A 19,481-nucleotide genomic window follows, 5' to 3' on the forward strand; every position below is an offset into this window, starting at 1 on the left:
ATGTGTTACTTCAAATCGTCAACATAACCCAGGCTACGCAACGCACGTTCGTCGTCTGCCCAGCCAGATTTTACTTTAACCCACAGTTCCAGATGCACTTTGGCTTCAAACATCTGTTCCATATCCTGACGGGCTTCAATACCTATGGTTTTGATCTTCGAACCTTTGTTGCCGATCACCATTTTCTTCTGGCCTTCACGCTCCACCAGAATCAGACCGTGGACATCGTAACCACCGCGATCGTTGGCCACAAACTGTTCGATTTCCACCGTCACCGAATAAGGCAACTCTTCACCGAGGAAACGCATCAGTTTTTCACGAATGATTTCCGACGCCATAAAGCGCTGGGAACGATCGGTAATATAGTCTTCCGGGAAATGGTGTTCCGCTTCCGGCAGCAGTTTACGCGCGATACTGGCAATAGTATCCACGTTCATGCCCTTTTCTGCGGAGATAGGCACCACATCAAGGAAATTCATCTGCTGGCTGAGGAACGATATGTGCGGCAACAGCTTGGATTTGTCGGTCACGTTGTCGACCTTGTTGATCGCCAGCAATACCGGGCATTTCAGGCTGCGCAGTTTATTCACCACCATTTCATCATCGGCGGTCCAATGGGTGCCTTCAACCACGAAGATCACCAACTCTACGTCGCCGATCGAACTGCTGGCCGCACGGTTCATCAAACGGTTGATGGCGCGTTTTTCTTCGATGTGCAACCCAGGAGTATCCACGTAGATAGCCTGATAAGGCCCTTCGGTATGGATCCCCATAATGCGGTGACGGGTGGTCTGTGGTTTACGCGAGGTGATGGAGACTTTTTGCCCCAACAACTGGTTCAGCAAAGTGGATTTGCCCACGTTGGGACGACCCACGATCGCGATAAAACCGCAGTATTGTTTTTCTTCGCTCATTCAAGCTCCAGCTTTTTCATCGCTTGTTCCGCTGCCGCCTGTTCAGCTTTACGGCGGCTTGAACCGGTGCCCATCACAGGCTCGCTCAAACCGCTCACTTGGCAGTGGATGGTAAACTCCTGATCGTGCGCTTCACCGCGAACCTGCACCACCAGATAAGAAGGCAACGGCAGATGGCGACCCTGTAAAAACTCCTGCAAACGGGTTTTCGGGTCTTTCTGCTTATCACCGGGGCTGATTTCGTCCAACCGGCTACGATACCAGTCCAAAATCAGGCGTTCGACGGTTTGAATATCGCTATCCAGAAACACGCCGCCAATTAATGCCTCCACCGTATCCGCCAGGATCGATTCGCGGCGGAATCCACCACTTTTCAACTCTCCCGGCCCAAGGCGCAGGCACTCACCCAGATCGAATTCGCGTGCCATCTCCGCCAGCGTATTACCCCGCACCAGCGTGGCACGCATGCGGCTCATGTCGCCTTCATCTACGCGAGGAAAACGGTGATAGAGCGCATTGGCGATGACAAAACTCAGAATAGAGTCACCCAGAAACTCAAGACGTTCATTATGTTTACTGCTGGCGCTACGGTGTGTTAACGCTTGCAGTAAAAGCTCCTGCTGTTGAAAAGTATAGCCCAGCTTCCGCTGTAGCCTGTTTATTACGATGGGGTTCATGAGTTACCAATAGATCAAGAATGCGTCAAAAACTTGCAGCATACGGAACAGGCCTGCTTCGCCAAAAACCAATCCAAAGCTGTTTCGTTTGCAGTGGCTCCCGAAAGGGAGCCAACTTTTTATCGCTCAAGAAGGTATTCTACAACGAGTGGAAATATAATGCTGCGTTTATATATACCCAGTGGATTTTTAACCGCAGCCAAACCGGCTACGGTTAAAAAGACCAAGGGTAAAAACGCTTATTAATGAATTCCACCAATACGGCTCAATCTTACGCCGGTTGGCCATTCACCTTCCTGCTTTTCAAAACTCATCCAGATAGTCGTCGCTTTACCCACCAGATTTCGTTCAGGTACAAAACCCCAATAACGGCTGTCAGCACTATTATCGCGGTTATCACCCATCATGAAATAATGGCCAGCAGGAACCACCCACTCAGCTAATTGCTGGCCTGGTTGCTGATAATAAGGCTGACTGTCCATCGCACCGGGCACAGTCAGAATACGATGAGTTACATCACCCAAGGTTTCCTTGCGCTCGCTCAGGCGCAGACCGCCCGGTGGCACATTGTCGGTCAATGGGATCTGGAAGAAACCATTACTGGCTTCACCCATGCTGCTACGGCTGAACATTTGCACGAAATCGCTTGGCTGCGCATCGCTGTAGGTCACCGCCAATGCGCTATCGCAGGACTGGCCGTTATTACAAGACGGTTGCACCGTGACGCGCTTATTCACGGGATCATAGCTCACGCGATCGCCCGGCAAACCAATAACGCGTTTGATATAGTCCAGTTTCGGGTCACGCGGATATTTAAATACCGCAATATCACCGCGTTTTGGTTGGCCAGTAGGAATTAACGTCGTCAGGGTGATCGGGTCTTTAATACCGTAGGCAAACTTTTCTACCAGAATAAAATCGCCAATCAGCAGCGTCGGCATCATTGAACCGGAAGGGATCTGGAAAGGCTCGTAAATAAACGAACGCACCACAAACACCAGTAACAATACCGGGAAGACCGAGGCCCCCGTTTCAACCCAGCTCGGCTGCTTCGCCGCTTGCGCCAGCACGCTTTCGTCAATTTCGCCCGTAGCCTGTGCATTGATCGCCGCAATTTTCGCCCGGCGTGCAGGTGCCCATTTAAAGCGCTCAAAGCACCAGATGATCCCAGTCACCAGCGTTGCAATTGCCAAGATCAAGGCAAACATATTCGCCATGCAAACTTCCTCGTTAAACGAGCTTTCGCTCTTACTTGCTGTCTTTGCCTACGTGCAGAATGGCCAGGAAGGCTTCCTGTGGCAACTCAACGTTACCCACCTGCTTCATGCGCTTCTTACCGTCTTTCTGTTTCTGCAACAGCTTCTTCTTACGGCTCACGTCACCGCCATAGCATTTTGCCAGAACGTTTTTACGCAGCTGTTTCACCGTGGCACGCGCAATGATGTGAGTGCCAATCGCCGCTTGGATCGCAATGTCAAATTGCTGGCGCGGGATCAGCTCTTTCATTTTCTCTACCAGTTCACGACCGCGATATTGGGAGTTGTCACGGTGAGTGATCAACGCCAATGCATCCACACGTTCGTTGTTGATCAGCACATCGACGCGCACCATGTCAGAGGTCTGGAAACGTTTGAAGTTATAATCGAGCGACGCGTAACCACGCGAAGTCGACTTCAGGCGATCAAAGAAGTCGAGCACCACTTCGGCCATCGGAATTTCGTAGGTCAGTGCCACCTGGTTGCCGTGGTAAACCATGTTGGTCTGCATGCCGCGTTTCTCAATGCACAGCGTAATCACGTTGCCGAGATATTCCTGCGGCATCAGCATATGACATTCAGCGATCGGCTCACGCAGCTCGGCAATGTTGTTCAGCGGCGGCAGCTTGGAGGGGCTGTCGACGTAAATGGTTTCTTTGCCGGTGGTTTCCACTTCGTACACCACCGTTGGTGCAGTAGTGATCAGCTCCAGATCGTATTCACGCTCCAGACGCTCCTGAATGATCTCCATGTGCAGCAAGCCCAGGAAACCACAGCGGAAGCCAAAGCCCAACGCCGTGGAGCTTTCTGGCTCGTAGAACAGCGAAGCATCGTTCAGGCTCAGTTTCCCCAGCGCATCACGGAAGGCTTCATAATCGTCGGAACTGATCGGGAACAGGCCAGCGTAAACCTGTGGCTTCACTTTCTTGAAGCCTGGCAGCATTTTATCTGCCGGTTGACGCGCCAAGGTCAGGGTATCCCCTACCGGTGCACCAAGAATGTCTTTGATTGCGCAAACCAGCCAGCCAACTTCGCCGCAGTTCAGCACATCGCGATCTACACGTTTCGGGGTGAAAATCCCCAGACGATCCGCGTTATAGGTTTGACCGGTACTCATTACCTTGATCTTGTCGCCTTTGCGCAGCGTACCGTTTTTAACACGAATCAGGGAAACCACACCCAGGTAGTTATCAAACCAGGAGTCAATGATCAGCGCCTGCAATGGTGCTTCCGGATCGCCTTCTGGCGGCGGAATATCGCGCACCAAGCGCTCTAGAACTTCAGGTACACCTACGCCGGTCTTCGCTGAACAGCGCACCGCATCGGTGGCATCAATGCCCACGATATCTTCGATTTCCTGCGCTGCACGATCCGGATCGGCGGCTGGCAGATCGATCTTGTTCAATACCGGCACCACTTCCAGATTCATATCCAGTGCGGTATAGCAGTTGGCCAATGTCTGAGCTTCTACGCCCTGCCCGGCATCCACCACCAGCAGCGCGCCTTCGCAGGCGGCCAGCGAACGGGAGACTTCATAAGAGAAGTCAACGTGCCCTGGGGTATCGATAAAGTTAAGCTGATAAATTTGGCCATCAGGGGCTTTATAATCGAGCGTCACGCTCTGTGCCTTGATGGTAATGCCACGCTCGCGCTCCAGATCCATTGAATCCAGAACCTGTGCAGCCATTTCACGCTCGGCCAAGCCACCGCAGATTTGAATAATACGGTCTGACAGCGTCGACTTACCGTGGTCAATATGGGCAATAATGGAGAAATTTCGTATATGCTTCATTATAAAAGTTTTTCTGCCTTGGTATTTCTGAATTACTCGCCTATGGAAACCCGCATGGACATAAAGCGACAGTGAATGGGTTCGGCCGTCTTTCGCCTGAATCGCAGCATTCTACATGCCACACCACTGAAAACCTAGCGATCGGTGCAGTGAAGGCGTTCTATTATGCTTACTTTAGTGTTGCAGAGCGCTACGAGTTTTGAAAGCTGCCGTCAGCAAATAACAGCTGCGACAAGCACCCTTGTTCCAGCGAGGTAAATGGCAAAAGCCAATAGAGAAGGTTCTGCTCAGCAGCAGTACAGGATCCTGGCTGAACGTATCGATGGAAGGTATGAGCTATAACCGCATCCTGCCCACATAATTCTGATGATGAGGCGGTTATAATTTTAGAGCGGAGCTTCGTTTTCTGTTTGTAAACGCAGAGCACCTGGGGGCAAACCAATTTGCAGTATCACAGGTTGGTAATCGGCCTGTTCACCAAGGCGCGTTGCCAACAATCGGGCTACCAGAAAGGCTGCGCTGCCACCGACAACCGCACCGAGCAGCGCTGCTGCATCACTGCCAGACCACCCTTGCAGCAAACCACCGCCGAGCATCATGCCAAACAGCGGAGTCATATAGACCAGCATCGCCGAGCGCAGCAAACTGCCTTCAGCAATACCAACCTCAACGCGCTGCCCTGGCTCAAGCGGCTGCTCAATCTGCACCTGCAAATGGTGCTCACTTTCCGGCACCAGTTCATTCAGCGCACGAGCCCCACAACCAGAACGCGCCGTACAACTGCCACAACCCGCTTTAGGTTCGCAGCGCAGCAACGCCACGCCTTGTTGCCATGAGACAACCGTGGCCCACTCTTTCATCATGGTGTTGATACCTTGAAAGAAATACTGTCAGCAATCCGTTTGGCCGTTGATGGCGGCAATTCACCAACCACGGTAATTTCATTGCCGTTACGAATTTCGCTCTGAATGGTACGGCGGCCCTGACGATAGAACTGCTGGCCGCTATTGCTGCCAGAAGGAGTTACGTTCACCGAAAAACTGAAGAGACCGTCGCTGTAGAGGCGCGACTCAACGGGCTGCTCTACATTGGGCAATTTGCGGCGATTGCGAGCCACTTCATTGACCCCGGCAGGCAACCAGCCAGTGCTCCAGCTCAGTTGAATATTTTCTGCTGCGGGCAACGCCAGCAATGGCGGCAGATTAGCCTTAAGCAAACCCTGCATGACGTTCTTCACCTGATCCCCCACCACAAACGAGATCACACGATACTGTTCTAAGGTTTCACCATCACGATCGAGCAGATCCACCCGCAGCGGTAGCTTGCTCTCCGTGTCCATCCAGACAACATAGCTGTAGCGGGAGCCGTCACGCGCAACGACGCGGAACACCTCGCTCGGACGATCGGAGATACGGGTTTGCCCGACGGCAATGAAATCGTAGTATTTCGCCAGATAATTGAAATCGGCATACACGATGGAAGGCAGCACATCGACGATATGATCGCCAGATAAGGTGAAAGGCTCCAAGCCAGGCTCGAAATAGCTGATCCCGCCACCGCGCTGCAACACTTCACGGCGTGCGCCGTCCATATGCAGCAATTGCCCCAAAGGCTGTTTATCGATCACCGCATGGCGATAGCGTAACGACTCTATCCCCTGCTTGCTGATGCTGATATAGGCGAGTTCATAATTGAGTGAACGGCTAGCACTGCTCATTTGTTGCAACATCGCCCCAGACGCAGGCTGCGCCGGGGCGATGCTTGAATAGAGCAGGCTGCCCGTCAGTAGACAAACGGAGAACCAGATTTGCTTCATTACTGCTGTTGCGTTCCTAAAGACTGGGTTCCGGGAACCTGAACAGCGGCTTGTTGTGGAGTACCCTGTTCAAATTGCAGTTGATCAGAATGCAAACGGCGTTGCAGTTCATAATCCTGCAGCATAGCGTTGATACGCTTGCGCTGTTCCTGCACCTGTTGTTGCTGACCACTGCCGGTAGAGAAACTGTCGGCTGGAACGCCCAAGCTGACCGGAGAAGGCTGCCCCATGATCGGCAACGTATTGAACACCGGCGTTTCAGATACACCAGATTCTACATTTGGCTGGTTATAATGCTGCACACCCACGATCACTGCCAGAGAGACACAAGCGGCCACCCCAACCTGCGTGAGTTGGCTGGCCCAAGGACGAACCTTGTTCCAGAAAGGCATTTTTTCCCAAGTACGAGGCTCTGGTTGAGACTCGGGAACGGCTGAAGGAACCAGACGAGCGGGTTCTTTCTCCAGCGCAGCAGCAACACGATCTGCGATATCGAGATGCATGACTTGCCCTATATCACCCCGCAATGTGTCACGGATCAGGTGATAGCTCTGCCAGCTTTGTTGAAGCGCTTTATCTTTGCACAACGAACTTAACAGCTCATTGTCGAGCGTTTCTCCATCCATCAGAGCGGAAAGCTTTTCTTTCTGCATACCTAAGTACCCTTCCTGTGTCCGCCATCGCTAACGTTGGATCAGCGGTTGAACTTTATTATCGATAGCCTCCCTGGCACGGAAAATACGCGAACGTACTGTTCCTACCGGACAGTCCATGATAGTAGCTATCTCTTCGTAGCTTAGACCATCTAACTCCCTCAAGGTAATCGCCATGCGAAGATCCTCAGGAAGCGACTCAATAGTACGGAAAACTATCTGTCTCAACTCTTCTGACAACATTAAGTTCTCAGGGTTCGAAATTTCTTTCAGTGCACCCGCACTTTCATAATTTTCAGCATCGTTAGCATCCACATCGCTTGACGGTGGACGCCGCCCCTGAGCAACCAGGTAGTTTTTTGCCGTATTCACAGCAATGCGATACAACCAAGTATAGAAGGCGCTATCTCCGCGAAATGATTCCAGTGCGCGATAGGCTTTAATAAACGATTCCTGCACCACATCGGGCACATCACCCTGCGGCACATAGCGGGAAACCAGGCTCGCAACCTTATGCTGGTAACGCACTACCAGTAGGTTAAAAGATTTCTGATCGCCTTTTTGGACTCGCTCAACCAGCACCTGATCCGTTAACTGCTCGCTCATCCGAGGTAAATTCTCCCCAAATCTGTCTCCACGCGTAACATTGTACTGCCAGCCATACATTATCTTCCTGAGCAAGCACTCGCTTGGAGTTCATATGGAACATGAAGTTCCATATCGCCATTGTTTTTCTGTCGATGTCATCCTACCGTGGCTTTTGCCCGGACAAGTAGGCTAACATGAATTTCACTCTTCTTCTGCACACATCATACGTTATGCAACCATCATCTGAACATGTTAGCGATGTACTGATCGTCGGCAGCGGTGCTGCGGGCTTGTCACTGGCGTTGCGCCTGGCGCAACATTGCAAGGTTACGGTCCTCAGCAAAGGGCCACTCAATGAAGGCGCAACCTTTTATGCCCAAGGCGGGATCGCCGCGGTGTTCGACGAAACGGACAGTATTGCCTCACACGTCGATGACACACTGATCGCAGGAGCCGGTCTGTGCGATAAAGACGCCGTCGAATTTATTGCCGGAAATGCACGCCACTGCGTACAGTGGCTGATCGATCAGGGCGTTTTATTCGACACCGAAACCAATTCCCAAGGTGAAGAGCGCTATCACCTGACGCGCGAAGGCGGCCACAGCCACCGCCGTATCCTGCACGCTGCGGATGCTACCGGTAAAGAAGTAGAGACCACCCTAGTAGGGAAAGCAAGCGCACACCCCAATATTTGTGTGATGGAGCGCCGCAATGCGGTCGATCTGATCACCTCCAATAAAGTCGGCCTGCCGGGAACCAAACGCGTAGTGGGTGCTTACGTCTGGAACCGTGAGCAGGAGCAGGTAGAGACTTACCGCGCCAAAACGGTGGTGCTGGCCACCGGCGGCGCGGCCAAGGTCTATCAATACACCACCAACCCGGATATCTCCTCCGGTGACGGCATCGCCATGGCCTGGCGCGCCGGATGCAGGGTGGCAAACCTGGAATTCAACCAGTTCCACCCAACCTGCCTGTTCCACCCGCAGGCACGTAACTTTCTGCTGACCGAAGCGCTGCGCGGTGAAGGTGCTTATCTGAAACGCCCGGACGGCAGCCGCTTTATGCCGGACTTCGACCCGCGTGGCGAACTGGCTCCGCGCGATATCGTGGCACGTGCCATTGACCATGAAATGAAGCGTTTGGGTGCCGACTGCATGTATCTGGACATCAGCCATAAACCGGCTGAATTTATCACCCAGCATTTCCCGATGATCCACGAAAAGCTGCTGACGCTGGGTTTTGACCTGACCAAGCAGCCAATCCCCATCGTGCCAGCCGCCCACTATACCTGCGGCGGCGTGATGGTCGATCAGCATGGCCGTACCGATCTGGACGGCCTGTACGCCATCGGCGAAGTCAGCTATACCGGCCTGCACGGTGCTAACCGCATGGCGTCCAATTCACTGCTGGAATGCCTGGTTTATGGCTGGTCCGCCGCCGAAGATATTCTGACTCGCCTGCCGACCATCAAATTAGCTAAACAACTGCCACTGTGGGATGAAAGCCGGGTAGATGATTCTGACGAGCGCGTAGTGATCCAGCATAACTGGCACGAACTGCGGCTGTTCATGTGGGATTACGTGGGTATCGTGCGTACTACCAAGCGTTTGGAGCGCGCCCTGCGCCGCATCAATATGTTGCAGCAGGAAATTGACGAGTATTACGCCAATTTCCGCATCTCCAATAATCTGCTGGAGTTACGCAATCTGGTGCAGGTAGCGGAATTGATTGTGCGCAGCGCGATGGAGCGCAAAGAGAGCCGTGGGCTGCACTTCACGCTGGATTATCCCGACCTGCTGCCGGAACCCAAACCCACCATCTTGCAACCTTGAACCCTTTCCCTTTCTTGTTGTGAGAGAGGGGAATCTCAATAGTTCAGGTAAAAATCCGTAATCAACTGGCGGAAATCAGCGGTATAGCTGCCATCCGCCCGTTTTATTGCCAACTCAGTTTCTTCCTTCGCCACTAAGCTGCGGGCCAGCGCCAACAATATACGATGCTTCGGCGTATCGGCCCGATCGCTGATATTCAGCCGCCGAGCGGTATGCCAACCACGTTGGTGTGCATTCACTTCAAAGGATTCGCCGATACCATAGGGCAACACCACACAAAAATGGCCGTTCTCACCGATCAAACGTTCGGCACAATCCAGCAGAGCATCGTGCGTCAGAGTTTCGGTGTAACGAGCATTAGCTCGGGCCAGATCGCGGCAGGCGACGGAAGGCTCAAAATAGGGCGGATTGCTGACGATCAAGTCATAGCCATGGGCGTGTTGCTGGGCAAAATGGTGAATATCCTGGTTATACACGTTAATCTTTTGCGGCCAGGGCGATTCCAGCACGTTTTCGCGCGCTTGGGCGGCGGCGCTATTATCCAACTCAACCGCGTCGATGCTCACTTCTGCGACCGTTCGCTGCGCCAGCATCAACGCGATTAACCCGCTACCACAGCCGATATCCAGGATCCTCCTTGCCTGCCCTAGTGCCACCCAGGCACCAAGCATGACGCCATCGGTGCCCACTTTCATTGCACAGCGATCGTGAGCCACAAAGAATTGTTTGAAGGTAAAACCGCCGCGGCGCGGAGTCTGTTGGGTTGTCGTTTGATTACTCACAATAGCCACCTGAAGACAAAACTGGCGTAGCATAAGGCAATCTGATTTAGGGTAAAAGAGATGCTTTCCTTAAAAAGGGTGAACCCTGAAGCTAACCCGTCTATAATCGGCGCCCCAAGTAGAGGTAGACCATGACAGCAACCCAATTTTCCGAACTCGAACTCGATGAACGCCTGATCACCGCGCTGCGTGATAAAGGCTACGATCGCCCCACCGCAATTCAAGCCGAAGCGATCCCGCCGGCGATGGACGGGCGCGACGTATTGGGTTCGGCTCCGACCGGCACCGGCAAGACCGCCGCATTTTTGCTGCCCGTTTTGCAGCACCTGCTGGATTTCCCGCGTAAAAAATCCGGCCCACCGCGCGTACTGATCCTCACTCCAACGCGTGAACTGGCAATGCAGGTGGCCGATCAGGCGCGTGAATTGGCTGCTCATACCTCGTTGGATATCGCCACCATCACTGGCGGCGTGGCCTACATGAACCACGCGGAAGTGTTCAGTGAGAATCAGGACATCGTGGTGGCAACCACTGGCCGCCTGCTGCAATACATCAAAGAAGAAAACTTTGACTGCCGCGCGGTTGAAACCCTGATCCTCGACGAAGCCGATCGCATGCTCGATATGGGTTTCGCACAGGATATCGAGACCATTTCCGCCGAAACGCGCTGGCGCAACCAGACACTGCTGTTCTCCGCGACGCTGGAAGGCGATGCCATTCGCGAATTTGCCGAGCGCATCCTGAAAGAACCGGTGGAAGTGGAAGCCGATCCCTCACGCCGCGAGCGCAAAAAAATCCTGCAATGGTATTACCGCGTTGATGACGTGAAGCATAAAACCGCCCTGCTGGTGCACTTGCTGAAACAGCCGGACGTGCAAAAATCCGTTATCTTCGTGCGCAAACGTGAGCGGGTGCATGAACTGGCCGCCTGGCTGCGAGAAGCAGGTATCAACACCTGTTATCTCGAAGGTGAAATGGTGCAAGCCAAGCGTAACGAAGCGGTCAAACGCATGATGGATGGCCGGGTGAACGTGCTGGTTGCCACCGACGTTGCCGCACGCGGTCTGGATATCCTGGATATCACCCACGTGTTCAACTTCGACATGCCGCGTACCGCCGACACCTATCTGCACCGTATCGGTCGTACTGGCCGCGCCGGGCGCAAGGGCACCGCGATCTCCCTGGTGGAAGCACACGATCATCTGCTGCTGGGCAAAGTGGGCCGTTATCTGAATGAACCGCTGAAAGCCCGCGTGATTGATGAATTACGCCCAACCACCAAGCCGCCAAGCGAGAAAAGCAACGGCAAACCTTCGAAGAAGGTTATGGCCAAGCGTGCGGAAGACAAACTAAAGAATAAAGAAAAGGCCAAGGTCAAAGTGCGCCATCGCGACGCGAAAAACGTCGGCAAGCGCCGCCAGCCAAAAGCCAAACCCGAATAATAGCGTTGCCTATTATCAGAAAACCGCCTTTTCCCGGGCGGTTTTTTATAAGCTCAGCGTTTTCTACACAACCAGCATTAAAAAAGGGAGCCGAAGCTCCCTTTTGCACTCAGCCCGAAATTACAGGCTTTCAGTAAAGGTACGTGCAATAACATCACGTTGTTGTTCTGGCGTCAGTGAGTTGAAACGCACAGCATAACCAGAAACACGGATGGTCAGTTGCGGGTATTTTTCCGGGTTTTTGACCGCATCTTCCAGCGTTTCACGGCGCAGCACGTTCACGTTCAGGTGCTGACCACCTTCAACACGCACGGTTGGCTGTACTTCCATCGGCACTTCGCGATACTCGATCTGGCCCAGTTCGCTGACAGGAACGATCTGATCTTCAGAGTAATCAGCTTTAGCGCACACGCAGCGAGCTTCTGATTTCTCTTCATCCAACAGCCAGAAAGAGTTCACCAGTGCCTGATTGTTCGCTTTAGTGATTTGAATACCAGTAATCATTTTGTTGCCTCCGTAATAAGGGAGAAAAATTTCTACGTTGTCGAAACCCACTTTGAGCTCCGGCTATTTGGTAAAACCAATGTTGTCTTGTTGTTCTGTATACCAGTCTGACCCCGCGAGTTCTTTGATTAAAGTCAATTTTTACGGGGTGCCGTTACGGCCACCAAAGGCAAATTTATGTTTTATATCAATTTTACCCTTTTCGTCCCTTCAAATTATTTTTGTAAATTTTAAAAAATATTTGTATTTTTTGCCGGTCAAGGCGTTAAGGCTTTTAATAAAAGCGGGTTTCACTGTGCCGAGGTAAACGGTAAGCTATGCACAGTGAATTGCTAACGAAAACAAAGGAGAGCGTTTATGTCTACCTCCCTCACCTGGCATGACGTCATCGGCAAAGAGAAAGAGCAGCCCTATTTTCTTGAAACGCTCGCCTTTGTTGCCGCCGAGCGTCAGTCTGGTAAGACCATTTATCCACCACAGAAAGACGTGTTTAATGCCTTCAGATTTACTGAACTGGCGGATGTCAAAGTGGTGATCCTCGGCCAGGATCCTTACCACGGCCCGAATCAGGCTCATGGTTTGTCGTTCTCCGTGCGCCCCGGCATTCCGGCACCGCCGTCGCTGGTCAATATGTATAAAGAGCTGATGACTGATATTCCCGGTTTTGAACGCCCTGACCACGGTTATCTGCAAAGCTGGGCCGAGCAAGGCGTGCTGCTGCTCAATACCGTATTAACCGTTGAGGCTGGCCGGGCACACTCTCATGCCAATCTGGGCTGGGAAACCTTTACCGATAAGGTGATTGCCGCGCTGAATGAACATCGCGAAGGGGTAGTGTTCCTGTTGTGGGGCTCACATGCGCAAAAGAAAGGGAATTTTATCGATCGCCAACGCCATCACGTGCTGAAAGCCCCTCATCCATCCCCCCTTTCTGCACACCGGGGTTTTCTCGGTTGCCGCCATTTCTCGCAGGCCAACCAACTGCTTGAACGGCAAGGCTCAGCGCCAATCGACTGGACACCGCGTTTGCCACAAGCATAAGCTACGTCCCTATGCCCCTATTTGAGGCATAGGGATTAGTGACCACGGCCTATGCCCATACTATGGCGGTCTTCCTGTTTCACATCACTGCGCCTGAGCCCGATATCCCGCAATTGTGCCTCACTCATTGCTGCCAGAACTTTTCTTGTCTTATATCTGTTCCACCAAGCTCGCCAACGCAACAGCAACCAGGCACCGCACTTTCTAACCTTAACGGCCTTGTTTTGCTGACATTCACTGGGTTCCTCCAGCAGGTTATCCATCACACCCTCCCTTTTCGCCTGACTTACCGCTAACTAGTGTGCCGTCAGGCAAAAAAGGAATACAGATTTAGAATTTTAATTTTTAAAGCATACAGATAAGAGGATATCGAGACTGTATCGCAAATAAATGCAATATCTGTAATGGAGTGATTAAAGGGAAGGCAAGATTTGTAACGAGAGAGAAAGGGTGCCCAGATAAAAACAACAAGGGCACCCGAAGGTGCCCTCACTTATCACTAAAGATTTACGCTTTAGCTTTAGCAACCGCAACCATCGCCGGGCGCAGCAGGCGGCCATTCAGCGTATAGCCTTTCTGCATCACCATCATCACATGGTTCGGCTGATGCTCGGCGGACTCCATCATGCTCATCGCCTGATGCACATCCGGGTTGAATGGAACGTTGATATCACCAACAATTTCAATGCCGTACTTGCGTACCGCATCCAGCAGCGACTTCAGCGTAAGCTCGATGCCTTCAATCATCGCGACCAGATCTGGATTGTTCTTGTCTGCCAGTTCAAGCGCACGCTCGAGGTTATCGATCACTGGCAACAGATCGCCTGCGAATTTCTCCAGTGCGAATTTGTGTGCCTTTTCAATGTCTAGCTCGGTACGACGACGGACGTTATCCATCTCCGCCTTGGCACGCAACAGGCTATCGCGCTCACGCTGCTGAGCCTCAACCAATTGAGCCTCCAGCTCAGTAATGCGTTCATCGCGCAGATCGACACCTTCCATCATCTCCGGCAGGGTTTCCTCGTGCTGAGCTTGCTGTTCCATCTCTTCCGAAACTTGCTCGTTTGGCGTCTTCTGTTCTTTATTACTCATGAATATCTCCGCGTTTTAGCATTAATCTCGCAACTTGGCTTATTATGGGGATCAAAACCGGGGTTTCAAGTCAACCGGTCACAATGTGGGGCATAAACCAGCCCAGGTGAGGAAATTCACAACAATGAATAAAAAATTTACATGTATTGGCATTGTTGGCCACCCGCGCCACCCTTCTGCACTGGCAACACATGAGATGCTATTCCACTGGCTGGTCGCCCGTGGTTATGCGGTGATGCTTGAGCGCCAGATCGCCCACGATCTCGGGCTGAAAGACGTGGTTACCGGCAGCCTGGCGGATATTGGTCAGCAGGCCGATCTGGCAGTGGTGGTCGGTGGCGACGGCAATATGCTCGGGGCTGCACGCGTGCTGGCACGTTACGATATCAAGGTGATCGGCGTTAACCGAGGTAATCTGGGTTTCCTGACCGATCTCGATCCCGATAACGCTCTACAGCAACTGGCTGACGTGCTGGAAGGCGAATACATTGACGAACAGCGTTTCCTGCTGGAAACCATCGTGCATAAAGAGCACCAGCAATGCCGCATCAGCACCGCCATTAACGAAGTGGTGCTGCACCCCGGCAAAGTGGCGCACATGATTGAATTTGAAGTGTATATCGACGATCGCTTTGCGTTCTCCCAGCGTTCCGACGGCCTGATCATCGCCACACCCACCGGCTCCACCGCGTATTCACTTTCCGCCGGTGGGCCAATACTGACCCCATCGCTGGAAGCCATCGCGTTAGTCCCGATGTTCCCGCACACGCTTTCTGCACGGCCGTTAGTCATCAATGGCAGCAGCACCATCCGGTTGAAGTTTTCCCAGACCGGCCGCGACCTGGAAATCAGTTGCGACAGCCAGATCGCGCTGCCCATACAGGAAGGTGAAGAGGTCTTGATTCGCCGTAGTGACTTCCATCTGAATCTTATTCATCCGAAGGATTACAGCTATTTCAATACATTGAGCACCAAACTGGGGTGGTCAAAAAAATTGTTCTAAAAATTGCACCAGCTACTTTACTGTATATAAAACCAGTTTATACTGTATGAAACAACAGTTGTGTTTTTATACACAGGAAGGTCCCTATGCTGGCACAATTAACCATCAGCAACTTTGCTATCGTTCGTGAGTTGGAGATCGACTTTCAACCGGGTATGACGGCGATTACCGGTGAAACCGGTGCCGGCAAGTCGATCGCTATTGATGCGCTGGGCCTGTGCCTCGGCAATCGTGCCGATGGCAAGGTGGTGCGCTTGGGGGCCGCCCGCGCCGATATCTGTGCTCGCTTCTCTCTGGCGGATACGCCCTCCGCCCGCGAATGGCTGGAGCAGAATCAGCTTGATGACAGTAACGAATGCCTGCTGCGCCGCGTAATAGGTGCCGATGGCCGTTCCCGCGGTTTTATCAACGGTACCGCCGTCCCGCTTTCTCAACTGCGTGAACTGGGCCAGCGGCTAATCCAGATCCACGGCCAGCATGCACACCAATTGCTGCTAAAACCCGAACACCAGAAGCAGTTGCTGGACGCCTATGCCAGTGAGCCCGCCCTGCAAGCGGCAATGCGCCAGGTTTACCAGCAGTGGCATCAGAGCTGCCGCGAGCTGGCACATCATCAGCAGCAATCCATCGAGCGTGATGCCCGCAAGCAACTGCTGCAATATCAACTGAAAGAGCTGAATGAATTTGCCCCACAGGCGGGTGAATTCGAGCAGATCGACACCGAATATAAGCGCCTGGCCAACAGCGGCCAGCTGTTAACGCTCAGCCAACAGGCCTTGCAACTGCTGGCCGATAATGAAGAACACAACATGCTCAGCCAGCTCTATAGCACCAAACATCTGCTGGTTGAGTTGGCAGGCATGGACGAGAAACTCAGCGGCTTGCTGGATATGCTTGAAGAAGCCTCGATCCAAATCAGCGAAGCCAGTGACGAACTGCGCCATTACACCGATCGTATGGATCTCGATCCCAATCGGTTGTATGAGCTGGAGCAACGTCTTTCCCGGCAAATCAGCCTGGCGCGTAAACACCATGTTTCACCGGAAGAGCTACCCAACCTGCATCAGCAATTGCTCGATGAACAACAGCTACTTTCCCAGCAGGAAAGCGATCATCAGCATCTCAGCGCAGCGGTTGCCTTGCATCATCAGCAAGCGCTGGTTCTGGCTGAGCAATTGCATCAAAAACGCCAGCATTATGCCGCAGAACTGACGGCGTTGATTACCGACAGCATGAATACGCTCTCCATGCCGCATGGTAAATTCCATATTGATGTACGCTTTGAACCAGAATATCTCAGCAGTGAAGGAGCAAGCCGCATTGAATTTTGCGTTTCCACCAACCCAGGGCAGCCGTTGCAGCCTTTGGCTAAAGTGGCATCTGGTGGTGAGCTTTCGCGTATCGCGTTAGCCATTCAGGTGATTACCGCGCGTAAAATGGAAACTCCGGCATTGATCTTCGATGAAGTTGATGTGGGGATCAGCGGCCCGACCGCCGCCATTGTCGGTCGCTTGCTGCGCCAGTTGGGTGAATCAACCCAGGTGATGTGCGTTACTCACTTGCCACAGGTCGCCGGTTGTGGTAACCAGCATTTCTTTGTCAGCAAACAAACCGACGGAACAGAAACCGAAACTCAGATGTCCCCCTTGGACAAACGGGCTCGTTTGCAAGAGCTGGCGCGCCTTCTTGGTGGCAGCGAAGTCACCAAAAATACGCTGGCAAACGCAAAAGAATTGTTGGCTGCATAACTTTTTTACTTTCCTGAGGTCATATTGGAGCCCTGTAAAGGTTTCCAACTGCCGCAAGGTCTATTATCATCGGCATCCTATGCCCTAAAGGAATGTGATTACTATGCGCTGTAAAACGCTGACAGCTGCCGCTGTGGTTCTTGTGATGCTGACTGCAGGCTGTTCTACTTTCGAGAAGGTGGTTTACCGGCCTGATATCAACCAGGGTAACTACCTGACATCCACTGATGTGGCGAAAGTCCACAAAGGAATGACGCAACAACAGGTTGCTTATACCTTGGGCACGCCAATGATGCAGGATCCGTTTGGTACTAAGACGTGGTTCTATGTATTCCGCCAGCAACCTGGTCATGAAAAAGTCACGCAACAAACGCTGACGCTGACTTTCGACAGTGCGGGCGTGCTAACAGATATTCAGAATAAAACCGCGCTGACGCCACAGTAAGCTGAGCCGAGATTGTCATCCGGCCCGTGGGGAGGTTTGGCATTCTTCACGACAGTCACAGGCTGCAACTCGGAAGATAAAATTCTGATAAAAAATAAGGCGCTAACTGCGCCTTATTTTTTTGCATTTTCCGCCCGTTGGCGGCGTAGTTCTTTAGGATCGGCAATCAACGGCCGATAAATCTCCACCCGGTCACCATCATTAAGCACATCGCCCAATTTGGCGGGTCGACTGTAGATCCCGACTTTATTGCTGCTTAAATCGATATCACTGCGCAGTTCAAGCAGCCCAGAAGCCAAGATTGCCTGCTCAACGCTGCTACCCGGTGCCAATCTTACCTGGCGCACATACTGGCGCTCTGGTAGCGCGTACACCACCTCAACCTGTATTTCAGACACTGTAAATCTCTTTTGCACGCTGGGTGAACGCCTGCACCATATTGCCTGCCAGCTCTTTGAATACTTTACCGAAAGCCAATTCGATCAGCTTATTGGTGAACTCAAAATCCAGATGCAATTCAACCTTACAAGCCTCTGGACTCAACGCGGTGAACTGCCAGCCCCCCATCAGCTTACGAAACGGGCCATCAACCAGTTGCATATTGATGCGTTGGTTATCCTGCAACGTATTACGCGTAGTAAAAGTCTTACTGATGCCAGCTTTCGCAACGTCAACCGCTGCGGTCATTTCATTATGGGAAGCGGCAATCACCCGGCTACCGGTACAACCCGGCAGAAAATCGGGGTAAGAATGAACATCATTAACCAACTGATACATCTGCTCAGCGCTGAACGGCACCAACGCAGACCGACTGATCTGGGGCATATCATTTCCTGTGAGACATAAAACGTACAGATAATACCATTTATCTATCGTCAGACAAAAAAACCGCTGCACATTTAATGGTTCAAAAATGCATTAAATTGCGCAGGTGCTGATCGGGAAAGGATTTCTTTCGCTGTAGCATCCAGTATAATGCTCACACTATGGCAAAGAAAAAAACACACAAACCCGGTTCCGCTACCATTGCGCAAAATAAGCGAGCACGTTTCGAATACTTCATTGAAGAGGAGATCGAAGCGGGCTTGGCTCTGCAAGGTTGGGAAGTAAAATCACTGCGTGCAGGCAAAGCTAACATCAGCGACAGCTACGTAACGTTCCGTGACGGTGAAGCCTATCTGTTTGGTGCTACCATCTCGCCGCTGAACGTCGCTTCGACTCATGTTGTATGCGATCCCACTCGTACCCGCAAACTACTGCTGAAAAGACGCGAGCTCGACTCACTGATTGGCCTGGTGAACCGCGATGGCTACACTCTCGTTGCCTTATCCATGTATTGGAAAAATGCCTGGAGCAAGGTGAAGATTGGCGTTGCCAAAGGTAAGAAAGAACACGATAAGCGCGATGACATCAAAGATCGTGAATGGCAGACGGCGAAAGCCCGTATCATGAAGCATGCCAATCGTTAAGCTTCTGGCTTAACAGGGTAAACTTCTGTTATACTGCTCACAGTTACTTGGGGCTGATTCTGGATTCGACGGGATTTGCGAAGCCCTAGGAGCATGCCGAGGGGCGGTTTGCCTCGTAAAAAGCCGCAAAAAAATAGTCGCAAACGACGAAAACTACGCACTAGCAGCTTAATACCCTGCTCAGAGCCCTCTCTCCCTAGCTTCCGCTCTTAAGACGGGGATAAAGAGAGGTCAAATCCAAAAGAGATCGCGTGAATGTCCTGCCTGGGGCTGAAGCGTTAAATCCAATCAGGCTAGTTTGTTAGTGGCGTGTCCATCCGCAGCTGACCGGCGAATGTAAAGATTGGACTAAGCATGTAGTGCCGACGGTGTAGTAATTTCGGACGGGGGTTCAAATCCCCCCAGCTCCACCAAATAAAACAAGGGG

21 protein-coding genes and 1 other RNA gene are annotated in these 19,481 nt (G+C 52.2%); 8 read left to right on the forward strand and 14 right to left on the reverse strand.

The genetic code is table 11. The annotated features are described in order from the left end of the window. Positions 1-5 precede the first annotated feature (5 nt). The 8 genes from era to rpoE form a co-directional block, all read right to left on the reverse strand. The gene (era, locus tag ACX9GT_RS18750; RefSeq protein WP_473188174.1) at positions 6-914 is read right to left on the reverse strand and encodes a GTPase Era; all 909 of its coding nucleotides are present in this window, start codon (positions 912-914) and stop codon (positions 6-8) included. Beyond that, positions 911-1,591, reverse strand: a complete 681-nt coding sequence (gene rnc, locus ACX9GT_RS18755) for a ribonuclease III (RefSeq protein ID WP_037395344.1) — start codon at positions 1,589-1,591, stop codon at positions 911-913. The genes era and rnc overlap by 4 nt, the downstream gene beginning before the upstream one ends. A 242-nt stretch (positions 1,592-1,833) precedes the next feature. Further along, the gene (gene lepB, locus ACX9GT_RS18760; RefSeq protein WP_473188175.1) at positions 1,834-2,808 is read right to left on the reverse strand and encodes a signal peptidase I; all 975 of its coding nucleotides are present in this window, start codon (positions 2,806-2,808) and stop codon (positions 1,834-1,836) included. Between the two features lie 31 nt (positions 2,809-2,839). Next, entirely contained in the window at positions 2,840-4,639 is a 1,800-nt protein-coding gene (lepA, locus tag ACX9GT_RS18765) for a translation elongation factor 4 (protein ID WP_473188176.1), read from the reverse strand. Between the two features lie 386 nt (positions 4,640-5,025). Beyond that, complete coding sequence (gene rseC / locus ACX9GT_RS18770; RefSeq protein WP_473188177.1) at positions 5,026-5,502, reverse strand: SoxR-reducing system protein RseC; 477 nt, start codon at positions 5,500-5,502, stop codon at positions 5,026-5,028. Then, a complete protein-coding gene (gene rseB, locus ACX9GT_RS18775; RefSeq protein WP_473188178.1) occupies positions 5,499-6,455 on the reverse strand; it encodes a sigma-E factor regulatory protein RseB in 957 nt (318 codons plus the stop codon). The genes rseC and rseB overlap by 4 nt, the downstream gene beginning before the upstream one ends. Beyond that, positions 6,455-7,108 (reverse strand): anti-sigma-E factor RseA, encoded by a 654-nt coding sequence (gene rseA, locus ACX9GT_RS18780; protein ID WP_473188179.1) that lies wholly within the window; start codon positions 7,106-7,108, stop codon positions 6,455-6,457. Before rseA ends, rseB begins: the two co-directional genes overlap by 1 nt. Before the next feature lie 30 nt (positions 7,109-7,138). Next, positions 7,139-7,714, reverse strand: coding sequence for an RNA polymerase sigma factor RpoE (gene rpoE / locus ACX9GT_RS18785; protein ID WP_424839962.1), 576 nt, complete (start codon positions 7,712-7,714; stop codon positions 7,139-7,141). 212 nt (positions 7,715-7,926) lie between these two features. On the opposite strand from rpoE, the gene nadB reads away from it, so the two are divergent. After that, positions 7,927-9,528 (forward strand): L-aspartate oxidase, encoded by a 1,602-nt coding sequence (gene nadB / locus ACX9GT_RS18790; RefSeq protein WP_473188180.1) that lies wholly within the window; start codon positions 7,927-7,929, stop codon positions 9,526-9,528. Positions 9,529-9,563: 35 nt separating this feature from the next. Here the strand turns inward: nadB and trmN are convergent, their stop codons facing one another. Then, positions 9,564-10,343 (reverse strand): tRNA(1)(Val) (adenine(37)-N(6))-methyltransferase TrmN, encoded by a 780-nt coding sequence (trmN, locus tag ACX9GT_RS18795; protein WP_473188181.1) that lies wholly within the window; start codon positions 10,341-10,343, stop codon positions 9,564-9,566. Positions 10,344-10,441: 98 nt separating this feature from the next. Here trmN and srmB point away from each other — a divergent pair, with 98 nt between their 5' ends. Beyond that, a complete protein-coding gene (gene srmB / locus ACX9GT_RS18800) occupies positions 10,442-11,752 on the forward strand; it encodes an ATP-dependent RNA helicase SrmB (RefSeq protein WP_473188182.1) in 1,311 nt (436 codons plus the stop codon). Between the two features lie 120 nt (positions 11,753-11,872). Here the strand turns inward: srmB and grcA are convergent, their stop codons facing one another. Continuing rightward, positions 11,873-12,256 (reverse strand): autonomous glycyl radical cofactor GrcA, encoded by a 384-nt coding sequence (grcA, locus tag ACX9GT_RS18805; RefSeq protein ID WP_459401658.1) that lies wholly within the window; start codon positions 12,254-12,256, stop codon positions 11,873-11,875. Between the two features lie 357 nt (positions 12,257-12,613). Between grcA and ung the strand changes: the two genes are divergently transcribed. Then, complete coding sequence (gene ung / locus ACX9GT_RS18810) at positions 12,614-13,297, forward strand: uracil-DNA glycosylase (protein ID WP_473188183.1); 684 nt, start codon at positions 12,614-12,616, stop codon at positions 13,295-13,297. A 35-nt stretch (positions 13,298-13,332) separates the two neighbouring features. Here the strand turns inward: ung and ACX9GT_RS18815 are convergent, their stop codons facing one another. Together ACX9GT_RS18815 and grpE are read right to left on the reverse strand one after the other, a co-directional pair. After that, entirely contained in the window at positions 13,333-13,560 is a 228-nt protein-coding gene (locus ACX9GT_RS18815; protein WP_473188184.1) for a DUF1127 domain-containing protein, read from the reverse strand. A gap of 244 nt (positions 13,561-13,804) precedes the next feature. After that, on the reverse strand, positions 13,805-14,389 hold the full coding sequence (grpE, locus tag ACX9GT_RS18820; protein ID WP_473188185.1) for a nucleotide exchange factor GrpE: 585 nt from the start codon (positions 14,387-14,389) through the stop codon (positions 13,805-13,807). A gap of 124 nt (positions 14,390-14,513) precedes the next feature. Here grpE and nadK point away from each other — a divergent pair, with 124 nt between their 5' ends. The 3 genes from nadK (at position 14,514) to bamE (ending at position 17,585) form a co-directional block, all read left to right on the forward strand. Then, complete coding sequence (gene nadK, locus ACX9GT_RS18825; protein ID WP_473188186.1) at positions 14,514-15,392, forward strand: NAD(+) kinase; 879 nt, start codon at positions 14,514-14,516, stop codon at positions 15,390-15,392. A gap of 86 nt (positions 15,393-15,478) precedes the next feature. Next, positions 15,479-17,140: a DNA repair protein RecN gene (gene recN, locus ACX9GT_RS18830; RefSeq protein WP_473188187.1), complete on the forward strand. Its 1,662-nt coding sequence runs from the start codon at positions 15,479-15,481 to the stop codon at positions 17,138-17,140. A gap of 103 nt (positions 17,141-17,243) precedes the next feature. Further along, positions 17,244-17,585 (forward strand): outer membrane protein assembly factor BamE, encoded by a 342-nt coding sequence (gene bamE / locus ACX9GT_RS18835; RefSeq protein WP_459401652.1) that lies wholly within the window; start codon positions 17,244-17,246, stop codon positions 17,583-17,585. Positions 17,586-17,698: 113 nt separating this feature from the next. Here the strand turns inward: bamE and ACX9GT_RS18840 are convergent, their stop codons facing one another. Further along, positions 17,699-17,983, reverse strand: coding sequence for an RnfH family protein (locus tag ACX9GT_RS18840; RefSeq protein ID WP_473188188.1), 285 nt, complete (start codon positions 17,981-17,983; stop codon positions 17,699-17,701). Continuing rightward, positions 17,976-18,410 carry a type II toxin-antitoxin system RatA family toxin gene (locus tag ACX9GT_RS18845; protein ID WP_473188189.1) on the reverse strand — a complete coding sequence of 145 codons (435 nt, stop codon included), beginning with the start codon at positions 18,408-18,410 and terminating at the stop codon, positions 17,976-17,978. The genes ACX9GT_RS18840 and ACX9GT_RS18845 overlap by 8 nt, the downstream gene beginning before the upstream one ends. Positions 18,411-18,571: 161 nt before the next feature. On the opposite strand from ACX9GT_RS18845, the gene smpB reads away from it, so the two are divergent. Together smpB and ssrA are read left to right on the forward strand one after the other, a co-directional pair. Beyond that, entirely contained in the window at positions 18,572-19,054 is a 483-nt protein-coding gene (smpB, locus tag ACX9GT_RS18850) for an SsrA-binding protein SmpB (RefSeq protein WP_459401649.1), read from the forward strand. A 49-nt stretch (positions 19,055-19,103) separates the two neighbouring features. Continuing rightward, positions 19,104-19,467: a transfer-messenger RNA gene (ssrA, locus tag ACX9GT_RS18855) on the forward strand. Positions 19,468-19,481 lie beyond the last annotated feature (14 nt).

Source organism: Serratia sp. YWN4 (assembly GCF_055790845.1).